Annotated in this window: 17 protein-coding genes; 7 read left to right on the top strand and 10 right to left on the bottom strand. The window is 70.9% G+C overall.

What is annotated here, in order from left to right; all coding sequences use genetic code 11:
• Positions 1-28: 28 nt before the first annotated feature.
• Positions 29-211 (top strand): hypothetical protein, encoded by a 183-nt coding sequence (locus Q0818_RS09860; protein ID WP_298874005.1) that lies wholly within the window; start codon positions 29-31, stop codon positions 209-211.
• A 157-nt stretch (positions 212-368) separates the two neighbouring features.
• Complete coding sequence (locus Q0818_RS09855; protein WP_298874003.1) at positions 369-1,871, top strand: MFS transporter; 1,503 nt, start codon at positions 369-371, stop codon at positions 1,869-1,871.
• A gap of 30 nt (positions 1,872-1,901) precedes the next feature.
• Here the strand turns inward: Q0818_RS09855 and Q0818_RS09850 are convergent, their stop codons facing one another.
• The 4 genes from Q0818_RS09850 to Q0818_RS09835 form a co-directional block, all read right to left on the bottom strand.
• Positions 1,902-2,459, bottom strand: coding sequence for a nucleoside phosphorylase (locus tag Q0818_RS09850; protein ID WP_298874002.1), 558 nt, complete (start codon positions 2,457-2,459; stop codon positions 1,902-1,904).
• Positions 2,460-2,554: 95 nt separating this feature from the next.
• Positions 2,555-3,499 carry an aldo/keto reductase gene (locus Q0818_RS09845; protein ID WP_298874000.1) on the bottom strand — a complete coding sequence of 315 codons (945 nt, stop codon included), beginning with the start codon at positions 3,497-3,499 and terminating at the stop codon, positions 2,555-2,557.
• A 218-nt stretch (positions 3,500-3,717) separates the two neighbouring features.
• Complete coding sequence (locus tag Q0818_RS09840) at positions 3,718-3,858, bottom strand: hypothetical protein (protein WP_167494236.1); 141 nt, start codon at positions 3,856-3,858, stop codon at positions 3,718-3,720.
• Entirely contained in the window at positions 3,855-4,052 is a 198-nt protein-coding gene (locus tag Q0818_RS09835) for a hypothetical protein (protein ID WP_298873998.1), read from the bottom strand. The genes Q0818_RS09840 and Q0818_RS09835 overlap by 4 nt, the downstream gene beginning before the upstream one ends.
• 90 nt (positions 4,053-4,142) lie before the next feature.
• Between Q0818_RS09835 and Q0818_RS09830 the strand changes: the two genes are divergently transcribed.
• The gene (locus tag Q0818_RS09830; protein ID WP_298873995.1) at positions 4,143-4,643 is read left to right on the top strand and encodes a DUF427 domain-containing protein; all 501 of its coding nucleotides are present in this window, start codon (positions 4,143-4,145) and stop codon (positions 4,641-4,643) included.
• Between the two features lie 12 nt (positions 4,644-4,655).
• Here the strand turns inward: Q0818_RS09830 and Q0818_RS09825 are convergent, their stop codons facing one another.
• Positions 4,656-6,716, bottom strand: a complete 2,061-nt coding sequence (locus Q0818_RS09825) for an NAD(+) synthase (protein ID WP_298873993.1) — start codon at positions 6,714-6,716, stop codon at positions 4,656-4,658.
• Between the two features lie 108 nt (positions 6,717-6,824).
• Here Q0818_RS09825 and Q0818_RS09820 point away from each other — a divergent pair, with 108 nt between their 5' ends.
• Entirely contained in the window at positions 6,825-10,367 is a 3,543-nt protein-coding gene (locus Q0818_RS09820) for a bifunctional RecB family nuclease/DEAD/DEAH box helicase (RefSeq protein ID WP_298873992.1), read from the top strand.
• Positions 10,368-10,454: 87 nt separating this feature from the next.
• Here the strand turns inward: Q0818_RS09820 and upp are convergent, their stop codons facing one another.
• Positions 10,455-11,087 (bottom strand): uracil phosphoribosyltransferase, encoded by a 633-nt coding sequence (upp, locus tag Q0818_RS09815; protein ID WP_076677423.1) that lies wholly within the window; start codon positions 11,085-11,087, stop codon positions 10,455-10,457.
• Between the two features lie 101 nt (positions 11,088-11,188).
• Here upp and tadA point away from each other — a divergent pair, with 101 nt between their 5' ends.
• Complete coding sequence (gene tadA / locus Q0818_RS09810) at positions 11,189-11,620, top strand: tRNA adenosine(34) deaminase TadA (RefSeq protein WP_298874256.1); 432 nt, start codon at positions 11,189-11,191, stop codon at positions 11,618-11,620.
• A gap of 19 nt (positions 11,621-11,639) precedes the next feature.
• Here the strand turns inward: tadA and Q0818_RS09805 are convergent, their stop codons facing one another.
• Positions 11,640-12,569: an LLM class F420-dependent oxidoreductase gene (locus Q0818_RS09805; protein ID WP_298873991.1), complete on the bottom strand. Its 930-nt coding sequence runs from the start codon at positions 12,567-12,569 to the stop codon at positions 11,640-11,642.
• Between the two features lie 29 nt (positions 12,570-12,598).
• Positions 12,599-13,711 (bottom strand): alpha/beta hydrolase, encoded by a 1,113-nt coding sequence (locus Q0818_RS09800; protein WP_298873988.1) that lies wholly within the window; start codon positions 13,709-13,711, stop codon positions 12,599-12,601.
• A gap of 180 nt (positions 13,712-13,891) precedes the next feature.
• Between Q0818_RS09800 and proC the strand changes: the two genes are divergently transcribed.
• On the top strand, positions 13,892-14,737 hold the full coding sequence (proC, locus tag Q0818_RS09795; RefSeq protein ID WP_298873986.1) for a pyrroline-5-carboxylate reductase: 846 nt from the start codon (positions 13,892-13,894) through the stop codon (positions 14,735-14,737).
• A 1-nt stretch (position 14,738) separates the two neighbouring features.
• On the top strand, positions 14,739-15,026 hold the full coding sequence (locus Q0818_RS09790) for a DUF1905 domain-containing protein (protein WP_298873984.1): 288 nt from the start codon (positions 14,739-14,741) through the stop codon (positions 15,024-15,026).
• 48 nt (positions 15,027-15,074) lie between these two features.
• On the opposite strand, the gene Q0818_RS09785 is transcribed toward Q0818_RS09790, so the two are convergent.
• Entirely contained in the window at positions 15,075-15,746 is a 672-nt protein-coding gene (locus Q0818_RS09785) for a TrkA family potassium uptake protein (RefSeq protein WP_076677413.1), read from the bottom strand.
• Positions 15,739-17,181, bottom strand: a complete 1,443-nt coding sequence (locus Q0818_RS09780) for a potassium transporter TrkG (protein ID WP_298873982.1) — start codon at positions 17,179-17,181, stop codon at positions 15,739-15,741. The genes Q0818_RS09785 and Q0818_RS09780 overlap by 8 nt, the downstream gene beginning before the upstream one ends.
• Between the last annotated feature and the right edge of the window lie 10 nt (positions 17,182-17,191).

Raw genomic sequence — 17,191 nt, 5'->3', positions numbered from 1 at the left:
CACAGACGCGCCCCTCTAGGCTGAACGCATGCGCAAGAGCACCCTCTGGACCGTTCTCGGGGTCATCGCGGCCGTGATCATCGCCTGGTTCGTGGTGAACGTGCTGTTCTCTCTCGTCGCCTTCGTGTTCCGCCTCGTCGCCGTCGCGATCGTCGCCCTCATCGTGTTCCTCGTGCTGCGGGCCGTGTTCGCCCGACGAGACGTCGACTGAGCCGACGAAGAGGCGCGCACGCAGGACCGTGGCCCGTCGTGGGGCCACGGCGGGTCCGCGACGCGTCCTGCCGATTGATCACCCGCGGCGGTAGCGGCCGGTTCCCGCGACGCAACCCCGGCCGTGGTGTCGGAGGCCGGGAGTAGCGTCCCCCTCGATGTCCGATAAACCGCCCGCCCCCGCAGACACCGCCCACCCCGTCACCCGCGACATCGTGCTGTCGCCGAAGCACCGCTGGAGGGGGTACTGGGTCGCCGTCGCCGTGGCGGCGCTGACCATCCTCGACCTCACGAAGGTCAACGTCGCCCTTCCGTCGATCGAGGCGGCCCTGAACGCTGGCCCCACCGAGCTGCAGCTCGTCGTCTCGGGCTACATCCTCACGTTCGGGCTCGTGCTGGTGCCGGCGGGGCGTCTGGGCGACATCCGCTCGCGCCGGGTGCTCTTCCTCGTGGGCCTGTCGCTGTTCCTGGTCACGAGCCTCGCCTGCGCGCTCGCACCGAACACGACCGTGCTCCTGGTCGCCCGTCTGCTGCAGGGTGTGGCTGCCGGCATCCAGATGCCCCAGGTGCTCGGACTGGTGCAGCAGCTGTTCCAGGGCAAGGAGCGCGGGCGCGCCTTCGGTCTGTTCGGGGCCACGATCGGTATCGCGACGGCCTTCGGCCCGACCCTCGGAGGCCTGCTCATCGCGTTGGGCGGCGACACCGACGGGTGGCGACTGATCTTCTGGATCAACATTCCCCTCGTGGCGATCGTCATCGCCCTCGCGGCGTGGCTCCTGCCGAACACGCGCGAGAAGTCGCGGCGCCGGCTCGACCTCGACCCGGTCGGCGTGCTGCTGTTCGCGTTGACGATCCTCGCCCTGATGTGGCCGTTCCTCTTCACGACGGGCAGCCCCGACGACGATCCCAACCGATGGTGGCTGCTAGTGGCATCCGTCGTCTTCGCAGCGGCCTTCGTGTTCTGGGAGCGTCGTTACGCGGATCGGGGACGGATGCCGCTGATGCCCTTCTCGATCTTCTCGCTGTCGTCGTACCGCAACGGCGTGCTGATCTCGACGGCGTACTTCTCCGCCGTGCCCGCGATGTTCCTGCTCGGCACGCTCTTCCTGCAGGGCGGTCTGGGGCTCGCGCCGGTCTTCGCCGGGATGGTGACGATCGGGTTCGCGGTCGCCTCGGCGGCGAGTTCGTGGGTCGGCGGCAATCTCGTGACCCGGCTCGGTCGCCCCCTCGTGGTGTGGGGCATCCTCGGGATGGTGGCCACCGCGGGTGGCCTCGTGCTCGTGGCGCTCTTCACCGCTCCCGAGTGGACGCCATGGGCGATGGCCGCCGTGATGGTGTTCGGCGGTTTCGCGGGTGGTCTCGTGATCTCACCGAACCAGACGCTCACCCTCGCCGACATCCCGGTCCGCAGCGGCGGGGTCGCCGGCTCCGTCGGGCAGCTGGGCCAGCGCATCGGCACGGCCGTGGGGACGGCGATCGCCCTGGCCCTGTTCTACGCCACGGTCTATCGCGAGCAGGGCAGCGTCGACGACACCGTCGTGCTGTACCACGACGCCTACGCGTCGGGCATGATCACCGTCGGCATCTTCCTCGGGCTGGCGCTCATCGTCGGCGTGGCCGACCTCGCCGGGCGGGCGCGGTCGGGGTCGCAGACGCCCTGAGCCGTCGCACCGCCCGTGCGATGACGAGGTTCAGACGCCGTAGCGGGTGCGGATCTCGGCGCGCAGCTCATGACTGCAGCGCTCGACCACGTCGTCCCACAGTTCGGTCGCGCCGTCCTGGGCGCGGTCGGACACGGCGCGCAGGATGCGGATGGGCACGTCGAACTGCTGCGCGACCCAGATGAGCGCGTACGACTCCATGTCGACCAGGCTCGCGCCCAGCTCGCGGATGCGTCGCACGGTGTCGGCGTCGTCGACGAAATGGTCGCCCGTGGCGATGACGAGACCGTCCTGGCCCGTCTCGACGCGGGTCGGCAGCGAGACGTGCTCGCCGAACGTCCCGTCCAAGCCCTTCACGTCGTGCTGGATCGCCCCGGCGAGGTCGTAGATCCCGCCCTCGACGGCGTCGTCGATCGCGCCGGCCGTTCCGACGACCACGATCTCCTCGTACTCACCCGTCGACAGAGCGCGCGTGAGCGCATAGGCGGCCGGGATCTTGCCCACGCCGGTGAGCAGGCGTTCGAAGCCGGGAAGGTGGTCTTCGAAGGCGACGAGTTCGGATGCGTGGGCGGCGACCAGGAGTTTCACCCCCTCATTCTCGTCGGTATCGACACACGAGAACGGATGCCGGGAGCGAGCGGGCGTCGCCCGTGTCCCGCCCGGGGCGGGACACGGGCGCGAACTCAGCCCTGCGCTGCGTCCGACACGGCCGTGAGACGCGAGATCTCCTCCGGGGCCAGCTCGAGCGAGGCGCTGGCCAGGAGATCGGCGACCTGCGACACCTTCGACGCGCTCGCGATGGGGGCCGCGACGGTCGGCTGCGCGCGCAGCCAGGCGAGGGCCGTCGTCGCGATCGACGCCCCGTGAGCGCGACCGACCTCTTCGAGGGCATCGATCAGGGCGAGACCGGCCGGGGTGGCCAGCTTGGCCGCGCCCTCAGCCCGCGGCGAGTCGCCCGTGGCATCCGCGCTGCGGTACTTGCCCGTGAGGAATCCGCTGGCCAGGGCGTAGTACGGCACGAGCGACATGCCGTACTGCTCGGCGACGGGGACGATGTCGCGCTCGACCTCGGTGCGGTGCACGAGGTTGTAGTGCGGCTGCACGGCGACGGGGAGGTCGGCGCCGGCGGCCTCGGCGAGCGAGATCCACTCGCGGATGCGGGCCGCGGTGTAGTTCGACACCGCGACGTAGCGCACGAGACCGTCGGTGACGAGGTCGGCGAACGCGGCGACGGTCTCTTCCAGGGGCGTCTGCTCGTCGTCGAAGTGCGCGTAGTACAGATCGATGGTGTCGACGCCGAGTCGCGAGAGCGAGGCCTCGGCCGCGGCACGGACGTTCTTCGCGGACAGGCCGCGGAAATCGGGGTGCTGGCTCACCTTCGTGGCCACGACGACGTTCTCCGGCTTGCGGGAGGCGAGCCACTCGCCGATGAGGGTTTCGCTCTCGCCGCCCGAGTTGCCGGGGGCCCAGGCGCTGTAGGCGTCGGCGGTGTCGATGAAGTTCCCGCCGCCGGCATGGAACGCGTCGAGCACCGCGAACGAGGCGTCGCGGTCGGCGGTCCAGCCGAACACGTTGCCGCCGAGCGAGAGGGGGAGGATGTCGAGGTCGCTGCGTCCGATGCGCGTCATGATGCCCTTTCTGCAGAGGTCGAGTGACCTCGAGGACAACGACCTGCGTCCGTGCGCATTCCCGCGACGCGCGGTGGCGCGCGTTCCCGTGGCGGGCGCTCGCTCGCAGTGCGCTCGACGCGCGCATGGCCGCGACGCGCGCTCGCGCGCATCACCGCGACGCGCGCTCGCGCGCATCACCGCGACGCGCGCTCGCGCGCATGACCGCGACGTGTCGGTCAGCTTCCCCCGGACAGGATGCCGATCAGTCCGCTGACGAGAAGCCACAGGCCGATGCCGGCTCCGGCGATCCAGATCACGACCGTTCCGGCGGGGTACTTCTTCTTGCCGTCGCCGGCGGGACCCTCGGGCGCGCTCACGAGCGCACCATCATCACGATCGAGACGATGAGCACAGCGAGACCTCCGATGACGGCGATGGCGGCGATGATCGGTCCACCTCCGGTGAGGTAGGCGGCCACGCCGAGGGCGAGGAACAGCACGGCCAGCACGATGCCGCCGATCTGGTACACCCGGTACCGCCGATCGGTGCTCGACGTCTTCTGATCGCTCACGCTGTCCCCCTCCCGCCCAGGCTACCGAAAGCTGTGGGTCTCCTGAGCCGATCCGACCCGCCGTGCCCGTTCCGGGCGTAGCGTATCCGCATGCAGCTGCGCCCCGTTCCCGATCCCGTCCGCCCCGGCCAGGAGTCCGTATGGGACTATCCGCGGCCACCCCGCGTCGAGCGGGTGCACAAGCGGGCGCAGATCGACTTCGGCGGGGTGCGGATCGCCGACACCGACGACGTGGTGCGCGTCCTGGAGACGAGTCATCCGCCGGTCTACTACCTGCCCATCGTGGCCTTCGGTGATGCCCTCACCCTCGGGGATGGGGCCTCGTTCTGCGAGTTCAAGGGCGGCGCGCGCTACTTCGACGTCCACGGCGGTGGGGGAGCGGTCGCCGTTCGCGCGGCCTGGAACTACCCGCATCCGATGCCCGGGTACGAGATCCTCGACGATCGGGTCGCCGTCTACGCCGGGGAGATGGACCGATGCATCCTCGGCGGAGAGGTCGTCGAACCGCAGCCGGGCGGCTTCTACGGGGGCTGGGTGACCGAGGACCTGGCCGGCCCGTTCAAGGGCGTCCCGGGATCGATGGGCTGGTAGCCCCACTCCTCGTCAGTCGTGAGCGAACGCCTGGGGCACGGCCGCGTGCAGCTCGGCCAGCCAGGCGCGGGCGTTTCCGTCGGACGGCGCACGCCAGTCGCCGCGCGGTGACAACGACCCCGCGGGCGACACCTTCGGCCCGTTCGGGATGGCCGTGCGCTTGAACTGCGCGAATCCGAAGAACCGCGTGAGGAAGACCTCGAGCCACGTCGCGACGGTGACGAGGTCGTACGACGGGCGCTCGCCCTCGGGATAGCCCGGGGGCCAGGCTCCGGCATCCGGATCCGACCAGGCGTGCGCGGCGAGGAAGGCGATCTTCGACGGACGGAATCCGAAGCGCAGCACGTGGTACAGCGTGAAGTCGTGCAGGTTGTAGGGCCCGATGCGGTCTTCGGTCGACTGCATGCGGCCGTCTTGACCGGCCGGCACGAGCTCGGGGCTGATCTCGGTGTCGAGCACCGCCTGCAGCACCGACACCGTCTCGGGGCTCAGCTCTCCCGAGCCGATGACCCAGCGGATGACGTGCTGGATGAGGGTCTTCGGCACCCCGGGGTTGACCGAGTAGTGGCTCATCTGGTCGCCGACACCGTAGGTCGACCACCCGAGCGCGATCTCGGACAGATCGCCCGTGCCCACCACGATGCCGCCGTGCATGTTCGCGAGGCGGAACAGGTAGTCGGTGCGCAGGCCCGCCTGCACGTTCTCGAACGTCACGTCGTGCACCGGCTCGCCCGCGGCGAAGGGGTGCCCCATACGGGAGAGCATCTCGGATGCCGCGGGCCGGATGTCGATCTCCTCGATCGTGGCCCCGATGGCCTCGGCGAGGGCGATGGCGTTGCGCTTCGTCTTGGCGCTGGTCGCGAACCCCGGGAGCGTGTACGCGAGGATGTCGCTGCGGGGGCGCCCCATCCGGTCCATCGCGCGGGCGATCACGAGCAGGGCGTGGGTGGAGTCGAGGCCCCCGCTGACGCCGAGGACGGGCTTCGGCCGGCCGATCGCCTCGAGCCGCTGCACGAGACCCGACACCTGGATGTTGAACGCCTCGTAGCAATCCTGGGCGAGGCGGTCGGGGTCGTCGGGGACGAACGGGAAGCGGTCGAGGGCGCGTCGGAGCCCGATGTCGCCCGCGGGCGGCGACAGCTCGAACGACACCGTGCGGAACACCGGACCCACCGTGCGGCGGTTGTCGTCGAAGGTGCCCTGGCGCAGGCGGTCCTGGCGAAGGCGATCCAGGTCGACGTCGGCCACGCTGTGCCGCGGGCCGTCGGGGAAGCGCTCGGTCGTGGCGAGCAGCTGCCCGCCCTCGTAGATCATCGTCTGGCCGTCCCACGAGACGTCGTTGGTCGATTCGCCCTGTCCGGCCGCGGCGTAGACGTACGCGGCGAGACAGCGCATCGACTGCGACTGCGAGAGCAGGGTGCGGTCGTCGGCTCGGCCGATCGTGATGGGGCTGCCCGACAGGTTCGCCAGGACCGTCGCCCCGGCCAGCGCGGCACCGGAGGAGGGGGGAACGGGCACCCACATGTCTTCGCAGACCTCCGCGTGCAGCGTCAGGCCCGGGACGTCGACGGCGGTGAACAGCAGATCGGGACCGAACGGCACCGTCTCGCCGGCGATCGTGATGTGCTGGCCGACCTGGTCGTCGCCGCGCGCGTACCAGCGCTGCTCGTAGAACTCGCGGTAGGTGGGCAGGTACGCCTTGGGCGCGACACCGAGGATGCGACCGCGGTGGATGACGACCGCGCAGTTGAACAGGCGGTTCCCGTGGCGCAGCGGGGCTCCCACGAGCAGGACGGGGAGCAGATCGACGGATGCCGCGACCAGCCGGGCCACGGCGACCTCGACGGCGTCGAGCAGGGGGTCCTGCATCACCAGGTCGTCGATCGCGTAGCCCGTGAGACACAGCTCGGGGAAGACGGCGACCGCGACCCCCTCGTCGTGGCACGCGCGGGCCGACGCGAGCACAGCCTCGACGTTGGCGGCGGGGTCGGCCACGGCGACCGGGACGATGCAGGCGGCGACGCGCGCGAAGCCGTGCCGGTACGCGCTCTCGAACGGCAGGTCGGTGATCACCCGACCAGTCTGTCAGGCCCCTCCGACGGCGTGGGGTGGATCCGCGCGACCTGTGGACTGTGGATGCCGTGAACCCGATGTCGGAGGTCGCGATTAGCGTGGAGCACCATGCGGTACATCGAGCAAGACGATCGGGTCGTCTGGAGCGCCAGCGACCTCAAGGCGGCGGCCGAGTGCGAGTTCGCCTGGCTTCGAGCGATCGACGCCAAGCTCGGGCGGATCGCCCCCGTCGACGATCCCGAAGACGCCACGCTCGAGCGCGCCGCGCGTCTCGGCACCGCTCATGAGCTCCGCGTGCTCGACGACTACCGCGTCCGCTTCGGCGACGCGGTGCGCGAGATCCCCGCCGCCCGTTCGTCCGACGCCGCAGCTCTTTCCGAGGCGGTGCGCCTCACCGACGCCGCCCTCGCCGACCCGGCCGCCGAGGTGGTCTACCAGGCCGCGTTCTCGACGGCCGAGTTCGTCGGCTTCGCCGATTTCCTCGTGCGCGCGTCCGAAGCGGATGCCGAGGGCACGCGGCCCTGGATCGTGCAAGACACCAAGCTGGCGCGCCGCGCGCGCGTCACCGCCCTCATGCAGCTGGCGGCCTACGTCGACCAGCTCGATCGACTCGGTGTCCCGCGATCCGACGAGGTGCAACTCCTCCTCGGCGACGGCACGACGAGCACGCATCGCGTCGACGACCTGCTGCCGGTGTTCGCGCTACGTCGCGCGCGCCTACGCGCCCTGATCGCCGACCGCGACGTCGCGCAGGGGGCCGCGGGCGAGGCGATCGCCTGGGGCGACGGTCGAGGTTCCCTCGACGTCGTGGCGTGCGGTCGCTGCGCCACGTGCGAGCTCGAGGTCGTCGCCCACCGCGACCTGCTGCTCGTGGCGGGAATGCGGCCGGTGCAGCGCGAACGGCTCCGCGCGGCCGACATCGAGACGATCGACGCCCTGGCCGCGGCCACGCAGGCGCCGCCGGCGATGAGCGCCGACACCTTCGTCTCGCTGCGCACGCAGGCGCGGCTGCAGCTTGAGAGCCCCGCGGGCGTGCCCGGTGCCGAGGTCTCCGCCCACGCCGTGCCGACGTTCGAGGTCGTCGCGCCGAAGTCGCTCGGCGTGCTGCCCCGACCCGACCACGGCGACCTGTTCTTCGACTTCGAGGGCGACCCGCTCTACACCGAGGGAACCGGCGAGCACTGGGGCATCGATTACCTCTTCGGCTGGGTCGACAGCCGCGAGACCTATGGCGCCCTGTGGGCGCACACATTCGCCGAGGAGCGCGTCGCCCTCGAGCGCTTCCTCGACATGGTCGCGCTCCGCCGTCAGCAGTATCCGGGAATGCACATCTACCACTACGCCCCCTACGAGCCGACGCATCTGCTCACCATGGCGGCCCGCTACGGCGTCCGCGAGGCCGACGTCGACCGACTGCTGCGCGACGGGGTCTTCGTCGACCTGTATCCGGTCGTGCGCCGGGCGCTGCGGGTCGGGTCGAGGTCGTACTCGATCAAGAAGCTCGAGCCGCTCTACATGGGCGACGAGGTGCGCACGAGCGACGTGCAGCGCGGCGACGACTCGATCGTCAAGTACGTCGAGGCGCGTGCCCTGGCCGCCGACGGCGACGCCACGGGGGCCCAGCGGGTTCTCGACGACCTCGCGGACTACAACCGCTACGACTGCGTCTCCACCCGGCGTCTGCGCGACTGGCTGGTCGATCGAGCGCGCGAGTCCGGGGCCGTTCCCTCCCGCGCGGCCGAGCCCGACGAGCAGGCCTACGAGCCCTCGCCGCGCGCGACGGCTCTCCAGCGGTGGGCCGCCGACGCCGTCGAGCCCGATGCGACGGCGCTGCGCCTGGCCGCTGCCGCGATCGACTACTACCCGCGCGAAGAGAAGACCTACTGGGCCACCCATTTCCTGCGCCTTCGCGAGCCGGTGTCGGTGTGGGAGGAGACGCGCGACGTGATCGTCGTCGACGCGGCGCGCTCGCGGGTGGTGACCGATTGGCACGTCGCCGAATCGGGCCGCGGGTCGGAGCGACGACTGGTCGAGCTCCGCGGCGAGCTGGCTCCCGGTACTCGGGTGAGCCCGGATGCCGAACCGTTCGCCGTCTACGACCTCCCGGCGCCGTTCCCGCTCGAGACCCGCCCCCGCTGGATCCACGGCGCGCGCCGCGTGACGGTGCGCGAGGTGCTCGACGACGGAGTGGTCGTCGAGGAGATCGCGGCCGACGGCGTCACGTGGGACGAACTGCCGCTCGCGCTCACGCCTCCCGCCCCTCCGCGGGCAGGCAACCAGCAGAAGGCGATCGACGCATGGGCCGATGAGGTGCTCGCGGCCGCGCCGCGCATCCCCGACGGTCCCGCGGCCGACATCCTGCGCCGCGTCCCTCCCCGCACCCGCTCCGGCGGCCTCTCCCCGGTGACCGCGATCGCGGGCGCCCCCGGCGACGACGAGGCGACGGCGATCGCCCGCAGCGTGGCCGACCTCGACCACAGCTATCTCGCGGTGCAAGGTCCCCCCGGCACGGGTAAGACCTACGTCGGGTCGCACGTCATCGCGCGATTGGTCGCCGAACGCGGTTTCCGTGTGGGCGTGGTGGCCCAGTCGCACGCGACGATCGAGCACATGCTCGACCGGGTGATCGCGGCGGGCGTCCCGGCATCCCGGGTCGGCAAGGCGCCGAAAGATCCCGGGGCTGAACACGCCTTCACGGTGCTGCCCAAGAACGGCGTCGCGGCGTTCACGGCCGAGAACGCCGCTCACGGTTTCGTCGTCGGCGGCACCGCGTGGGATTTCAGTCACGAGGCACGCATCCCTCGCGGCAGCCTCGACCTGCTCGTCATCGACGAGGCGGGCCAGTTCTCGCTCGCCTCGACCATCGCCGTCTCCCTCGCGGCGACGCGTCTGCTGCTCCTCGGCGATCCGCAGCAGCTACCGCAGGTCAGTCAGGGCACGCACCCGGAGCCGGTCGACACCTCGGCGCTCGGCTGGATCATCGACGGGGCCGAGGTCGTTCCCGCCGATCTGGGGTACTTCCTCGCTCGAACCCGCCGCATGCACCCCGCGGTCGCCGAGCCGGTGTCGCGGCTGTCGTACGAGGGCCGCCTCGCGGCGCATCCGTCCACGGCGCTCCGCCACCTCGACGGTATCGCCCCGGGAGTGCACGTGCGTCCGGTGTCCCATCGCGGCAACGCCACGGCGTCCGCGGAGGAAGCCGACGAAGTCGTGCGCATCGTCGCCGACCTCGTCGGGCGCCGATGGACGGGGGCCGAGGGCGGGGCCGGAGACACCGCGATCGTCGAGCCACCGCGCGCGTTGCGTGCCGACGACATCATCGTCATCACCCCGTACAACGCGCAGCAGGTCGCCGTCGAGGAAGCATTGGCAGCGGCCGGGTTCTCCGACGTCCCCGTCGGCACGGTCGATCGGTTCCAGGGGAAGGAGGCGGTCGTCGCGATCCTCACCCTGGCCGCGTCGTCGGGCCGCGACGCTCCGCGCGGGCTCGAGTTCCTGTTGCTGCGCAATCGCATCAACGTCGCCGTCTCCCGCGCGATGCAGGCGGCCTACATCGTCTCGTCGCCCGCCCTGCTCGACGATCTGCCGCGCACGCCCGAGGGCGTCGCCCGCCTCAGCGCCTTCGCGCGTCTGGTGGGCGCGAACGCCTGACCGCGGGCAGCGACGCCGGGCGTTCGGGGCGCATCCCGGCCCGCCGAGAGGGTGAGCCCCGGCGTGCCGCGAACCCCGTCGGCTGTCTCAGGCCGTGCCGTACAGGCGGTCGCCCGCGTCGCCGAGGCCGGGCACGATGTAGCCCTTCTCGTTCAGGCGCTCGTCGACGGCGCCCAGCACGAGCGTCACATCGTGACCCTCGACCTGCTTCTCGATCGCCGCGACGCCCTCGGGGGCACCGAGCAGGCAGATCGCGGTCACGTCCTGCGCGCCGCGGGCGAACAGGAATTTGATGGCCGCGCCCAGCGAGCCGCCGGTGGCGAGCATCGGGTCGAGCACGAAGCACTGGCGGTCGCTCAGGTCGTCGGGGAGGCGCTCGGCGTACGTGGTGGGCTCGAAGGTCTCCTCGTCGCGCACCATCCCCAGGAAGCCGACCTCCGCGGTGGGGAGGAGCTTCACCATCCCCTCGAGCATGCCGAGGCCCGCGCGCAGGATCGGGACGACGATCGGCCGCGGCTCGCTGATCTTGACGCCCATCGTCGTGGTGACGGGGGTCTGGATCTCGATCGGGTCGACGCGCACGTTGCGGGTCGCTTCGTAGGCGAGGAGCGTCACGAGCTCCTCGGTGAGCTGGCGGAAGACCGGCGACGACGTCTGCACGTCACGCAGCACCGTGAGCTTGTGGGTGATGAGCGGGTGATCGGCGACGTGGACACGCATAGGCTCAAGGCTAACCTCTTCCTCCGCGCGCCTCAGCCGTCGTTTTTCCGCCATCGTTCTCCGGAGCCCCCGTGACCCCCACCGTTCGCGATCTCGCCGCGATGCGTCGGGCGCTCGTGCTCGCGGACCTGGCGCAGGGGGAGGGCGACGTCCCGGTCGGCGCCGTCGTGGTCGACGCCGAGGGCACCGTCATCGGCGAAGGGCGCAACCTCCGCGAGGTCACGAACGATCCCACGGCGCACGCCGAGATCGTGGCGCTTCGCGCGGCGGCATCCCGGATCGGCTCCTGGCACCTCGCCGACTGCACCCTCGTGGTCACGTTGGAGCCCTGCGTGATGTGCGCCGGGGCGATCCTGCAGTCGCGCGTGTCCCGCGTGGTCTTCGGATCGTGGGATGCCAAGGCGGGCGCCGCGGGATCGATGTACGACGTCCTGCGCGACAGGCGCCTGCCGCACCGCGTCGAGGTGATCGGCGGGGTCGAGGAAGAGCGCGCGGCCGCCCAGCTGCGGGCGTTCTTCGTCGACAGACGATGACCCGCGGCGCCGAGACCCGTCAGCGCGGCAGCAGGGGCAGCACCTCGGCGCCGACGAGATCGGCGTGCGCGACGTCGCGCAGGTCCATGAGCTGGAAGTAGACGCGCTCCGCGCCGAGCTCGCGGAGCCGGTGGACCTTCTCGGCGATCTGCGCCGGGGTCCCGATGAGGTTGGCACCGTTGTCGAACTGCTCGCGCGATTGCCCGATGGCCTCGGCTCGACGAGAGATCTCGGCGTCGTCCTGCCCGACGATGGTGGGCAGGGCGACCGAGAGCTTCAGCGTGGAGGGATCGCGGTCGATCGCCTCGCACGCGGCGCGCACGACGGCGAACTTCTCGGCGACGACGTCCTCGGCAACGAAGCCGATGTTGAACTCCGTCGCGTAGCGGGCGGCGAGCGCGGGGGTGCGCTTCGGCCCTCCACCGCCGACGATCACCGGCACACGCTCCTGCTCCGGCTTGGGCAGGGCGGGCGCGTCGTCGAGGCGGTAGTGCGCTCCCGCGAACGAGAACGTCTCGGCATCCGGGGTCTGCCACAGGCCCGTCACGACCTGCAGCTGCTCCTCGAGCAGATCGAACCGCTTCGCGGGGAAGGGGATGCCGTACGCGGCATGCTCCCGCTCGAACCAGCCCGTGCCGAGCCCCAGCTCGGCGCGCCCGCCCGACATCGCGTCGACCTGGGCGACCTGGATCGCGAGGATCGAGGGCACCCGGTAGGTGACCGACGAGACGAGGGTTCCGAGCCGGATGCGCGAGGTCTCGCGGGCGAGGCCGGCGAGCGTCGTCCACGCGTCGGTGGGGCCGGGGCGCGGGTCGCCCTCGCCCATGCGCAGGTAGTGGTCGGAGCGGAAGAACCCGTCGAGGCCGTGCCGCTCGGCCGACTGCGCGAACGCGAGCTGGTCGTCGTAGGTGAACCCCTGCTGGGGCTCGGTGAACAGGCAGTACTCCACGGGAGCCTCCGAAGTCGGGTGCGGCGGGGTCAGTCGGCCGAGCGCAGGATGATCGCCTCGGTGGGCGGTGCCGGGTCGGCGGGTCGGCCCACGTAGCCGATGTGGGTGAGCAGGGCGCGGCGGAACTGCGCCGGCCGCTCGAGGTGCACGGAGTGTCCCGCCCCCTCGACGGCGACCTCGGTCACCTCGCCGCCCTTCTCGGCGTAGGCGGCGAGCACGTCGCGGGTCTGCGAGACCATCGGCTGCGCGGGCGCGACGTCGGCGCCCGGCCAGCCCGGGATCACGCCGAGCGCGCCGAGGTGGTTGAGGTCGTAGAACGACGCGTCCGAGACGATCGCGTCGGCCGTGCCGTAGATCCACAGGATGGGCGGCTTCGGGTCGAGGTCGACGATGCCCGAGACGTCGAAGTACTTCGGCGCCATCGTGTTGAGCACCCCCGTGGTGCCCGGGGCGAAGCCCGGCCACGTCGCCGTGGTCACGGCATCCCCGGGGTAATTGCCGCCGGCGGTCGAGGTGGTGAGCATCGACTCGACCCACACGTCTTCGTGCTCGCTCGCGTAGTCGGGTGCGACGTAGCCCGAGCGGAAGACCGAGCGCGGAGACGTGGGGGCGTCGGCGGTGGTGTCGTGGTCGATCAAACGCTGCACGAAGTCGGGGTTGGCGCCTCCCGCCCCGGTGCCGGCGTCTTCGTCGTTCAGGCGCGACCCGTCGCGGCGCGTGCCGCCGAAGCCGTACGGCGAGACGGGGGCCTGCAGCGTGAGCGAGCGGACGGGGTGATCGAGCGCGTACTGCATCACGACGCCGCCGCCCATCGACCAACCCACGAGGTGGGCTTCGGGGATGCCGAGCGCCTGCAGGGTCGCGAACAGGTCATCGCTGAAGTCGCGCACGCCGCGGGTGGCGTCGATGGGCGTGTGCTCCGTGCGCCCGAAGCCGCGCAGGTCGACGGCGAGGACCCGCAGCTCGCTCGGCAGATCCTGCATGATCTCCTGCCAGAACAGCGACGACGACACGTTGCCGTGCACGAAGACCACGGTGCGCTCGGGGGTCGCGGCCGGGTCGTCGCCCACCCGCTCGAGCACGTTGACACCCAGCCGGTCGGTCTCGACCAGGCGTGCGCTGATGCCGTCGAAGAGAGTCATGCAGTCCTCCGTGTCGCTCGCCGGTGCCCCGGTACACCGCGTTCCGATGCTAACGCGCGCCCCTTCCGCCCGCACTCAGACTTGCCCTGCACGACCTCGCCCCGCGCGACCCTGCCCCGCGCGACCTCACCCCGCGCGACCCTGCCCCGCGCGACGGAGCCGCTTCATAGACTGGGACCCATGACGGATGCCACGACCTCGCTGCCCCCGATCGCCTTCCTCGGTGCCGGCTCCATGGGGGGAGCGATCCTCCGCGGCCTCGTGGCCGCGGGACTCGTCGACGGAGGGGTGACCGCCACGAACCGCTCGATCGCGAAGGCCGCGGAGCTGGCCGAACTCGAGGGCGTGACGAGTGTGGCGCTCGAGGCCAACCCCCGTGGCAACGTCGAGGCGGCGGCGGCCGCCGACGTCGTGCTGGTGGGCGTCAAGCCCGCGATGGTGCCCGATCTGCTCGACGAGATCGCCCCGCACCTGCGTCCCGGCACGATCGTGGTGAGCCTCGCGGCGGGGGTGACCCTGGCCACCTTCGCCCGACACCTCGGCGACGACGTCGTCACCCTGCGGTCGATGCCGAACACCCCGTCGCTCGTCGGCCGGGGCGTGACCGGTCTGGCCGCGGGTGCCTCGGCATCCCCCGACGACGTCGCGGTCGTGCGGGCCCTCTTCGAAACGGTGGGCGCGGTGGTCGAAGTGCCCGAATCGCAGATCGACGCCCTGTCCACGATCTCGGGATCCGGGCCCGCCTACGTCTTCCTGCTGGTCGAGGAGTTCACCGCGGCCGCCGAACGCATGGGGTTCGAGCACGACCAGGCGCGTCTGCTGGCCGAGCAGACCTTCGTCGGGGCTGCGACGCTCATGGACTCGTCCGACGTCGATCCCGCGGAGCTGCGTCGTCGCGTCACCAGCCCGAAGGGCACCACGGAGCGCGCCGTGGCGGTGCTGCAGGGTGCGCACCTCGCCGACACGTTCACCGAGGCCGCCGAGGCCGCACTGGCCCGCGCGAAAGAGCTCGCCGCCGGGAGCTGATGTGCGCCTGCGCTTCTCGGGGACGATCTGGTACTGGCGCGGTCCCGCGCCCTACCACTTCGTGACCGTGCCACCGCGCGAGGCGAGCACGATCGCCGAGGTCTCGCCGATCGTCACATACGGGTGGGGCATGATCCCGGCATCCGTCACCACCGGTTCGACGACCGTGACGACCTCGCTCTGGCCGAAGGACGGGGGATACATCGTCCCCTTGAAGAAAGCCCTCCAGCATGCCGAGGGGCTCGCGGTCGACGACGAGATCGAGGTGACGCTCGACGTCGACGCCTGACGCGTCGGTGCCGGCCCGCCGCACGCACCCACCGCAGCGAGGTCCGGATCAGCGGTCGAGGGCCGCGAAACGCTCGATGTCGCTGTTCGTGCCCGACACGATGATGAGGTCGTGGTTGGTGACGACGGTGTTCGCCTCCGCGTAGCGGAACGGGCGTCCGGGGCTCTTCACCCCGACCACGGTGACGTTGTACTTGCTGCGCACGCCGGATTCATTCAGCCCGACGCCGCGCACGAGCTTCGGCGGGTACATCTTGGCGAGCACGAAGTCGTCGTCGAAGCGGATGAAGTCGAGCATGCGGCCGCTGACGAGGTGCGCGACGCGCTCCCCGGCCTCGGCTTCGGGGTAGATCACGTGGTTCGCGCCCACGCGGGCGAGGATCTTGCCGTGCGACTGCGAGACCGCCTTCGCCCAGATCTGCGGCACCTTGAGGTCGACGAGGTTCGCGGTGATCAGCACCGACGCCTCGATGAGCGAGCCCACGGCGACGACGGCCACCTGGAAGTCCTGGGCGCCGATCTGGCGCAGGGCGTCGATGTTGCGCGCGTCGGCCTGCACGGCGTGCGTGACGCGCTCCGACCACTTCTGCACGAGCTCGAGGTTGCCGTCGACGGCGAGCACCTCGCGGTCGAGTCGGTCGAGTTCGCCCGCGCAGGCCGCGCCGAAACGCCCGAGGCCGATGACCAGGACGGGGGCGTCACTGCGGATGCGTTCAACCAACGATGGGCCTTTCCACGGGGAGCGCGTACAGCTGCGACCGCGACGATGCCGCCACGGCCGCGGCGAGAGTCACTGTACCAATGCGCCCCATGAACATCGTGGCCGCCATGACGTAGACCGCGGGGTCGGGGAGCTCGGCGGTGAGGCCGGTCGAGAGTCCCACGGTCGCGAAGCCCGAGACCACGTCGAAGAGCACGTGCTCGATGGGGGCATCGGTGATGCGGCTGATGGTGACGGTCGACACCGCGACGATCGTGGCTCCCCAGGCGACCACCGACAGCGCCACGCGCTGCACGTCGCTGGGGATGCGACGGCCGAACGCCTGCACCGACGGGCGCCCCTTCGCCTCGGAGAAGACCGCGAGGGCGAGCACGGCGAGAGTGGTGACCTTGATCCCGCCGGCGGTGGATGCCGAGCCCCCGCCGACGAACATCAGCATGGAACCCACGATCAGCGTGGCTCCGTTGAGGTCTCCGATGTCGATGACACTGAAACCGCCGGAACGCGTCATGGCCGACAGGAAGAAGGCCTGGAAGGTGGTGTCCCACGCATCCATGCTTCCGAATGTGAGGGGGTTGTCGTATTCCAGCAGGAGAATGACGCCGGCGCCGACGAAGAACAGCACGACCGTCGTGATGATCGTGAGCTTCGCGTGCAGAGACCACAGGCGGAACCGCCAGTAGTGCCGCCACAGCGTGAAGATGACGGGGAACCCGATCGAACCGAGGAACACGCCGGCCATGAGCACCGTCAGCAGGAAATAGTCCTGGGCGAAGGGAGCCAGGCCGTCGGCGTTCGGGATGAAGCCGGTGTTCGTGAACGACATGGCCGCGTAGTAGGGCGCCTCCCACAGGGCGACCAGGGGGTGGATGCCCCCGATGATGAGCGAGGGGTAGATGAGCACGGTGAGCGCCGCCTCGATCACGAGCGTCGAGAGTGCCACCGTCCGCAGCAGCTGACCGACCTCGCCCAGGCGCACGGTCTGGCCCTCGTTGACCGGACCGCCGTGGGCGCGCAGCGGGTTGCTGTCGCCGGCGGCGATGAGCTTGGCCCGCAGCCCCAGTCTCTTCGAGATGACGAGTCCGAGGATGGATGCCAGCGTCAGCACCCCGAGCGCTCCCACGTTGACGCCGATGTAGGTGATGACGCGGCCGAGCGGCGACAGGTCCGAGTACATGTTGATCGTCGACAGCCCCGTGACGCAGATCGTCGACACCGCGGTGAACAGCGCGTCGGCGAAGGGGATGCGCTGGCCCGTCGCGGACGCCGCGGGCAGGGAGAACAGCGCGGTGAACAGGGCGATCAGCGTGGCGAACACCAGGACGGCGAATCGAGCGGGCGATGCGGTCGTGAGGTTGCGCAGCCGATCCCATGCCTCGTAGGCGATGCGACGCACCCGCACCGGCAGTCGCGCCTCGTTCGGCGTCGCCGCCATGCGTCGCTCC

The organism is uncultured Microbacterium sp. (assembly GCF_947489255.1).
In the GTDB taxonomy this organism is placed as follows: Bacteria; Actinomycetota; Actinomycetes; order Actinomycetales; family Microbacteriaceae; genus Microbacterium; species Microbacterium phycohabitans.
Note: the sequence above shows the minus strand (reverse complement) of the source record. Positions and strands in the feature narration are given on the sequence as shown.

Excerpts from the sequence above, each read along its gene's own strand:
- proC (WP_298873986.1), top strand. The coding sequence starts at position 13,892 with ATGACGGATGCCACGACCTCGCTGCCCCCGATCGCCTTCCTCGGTGCC.
- Q0818_RS09780 (WP_298873982.1), bottom strand. The coding sequence starts at position 17,181 with ATGGCGGCGACGCCGAACGAGGCGCGACTGCCGGTGCGGGTGCGTCGC.
- upp (WP_076677423.1), bottom strand. The coding sequence starts at position 11,087 with ATGCGTGTCCACGTCGCCGATCACCCGCTCATCACCCACAAGCTCACG.
- Q0818_RS09860 (WP_298874005.1), top strand. The coding sequence starts at position 29 with ATGCGCAAGAGCACCCTCTGGACCGTTCTCGGGGTCATCGCGGCCGTG.
- Q0818_RS09800 (WP_298873988.1), bottom strand. The coding sequence starts at position 13,711 with ATGACTCTCTTCGACGGCATCAGCGCACGCCTGGTCGAGACCGACCGG.
- Q0818_RS09855 (WP_298874003.1), top strand. The coding sequence starts at position 369 with ATGTCCGATAAACCGCCCGCCCCCGCAGACACCGCCCACCCCGTCACC.
- Q0818_RS09820 (WP_298873992.1), top strand. The coding sequence starts at position 6,825 with ATGCGGTACATCGAGCAAGACGATCGGGTCGTCTGGAGCGCCAGCGAC.
- Q0818_RS09830 (WP_298873995.1), top strand. The coding sequence starts at position 4,143 with ATGCAGCTGCGCCCCGTTCCCGATCCCGTCCGCCCCGGCCAGGAGTCC.
- Q0818_RS09845 (WP_298874000.1), bottom strand. The coding sequence starts at position 3,499 with ATGACGCGCATCGGACGCAGCGACCTCGACATCCTCCCCCTCTCGCTC.
- tadA (WP_298874256.1), top strand. The coding sequence starts at position 11,189 with ATGCGTCGGGCGCTCGTGCTCGCGGACCTGGCGCAGGGGGAGGGCGAC.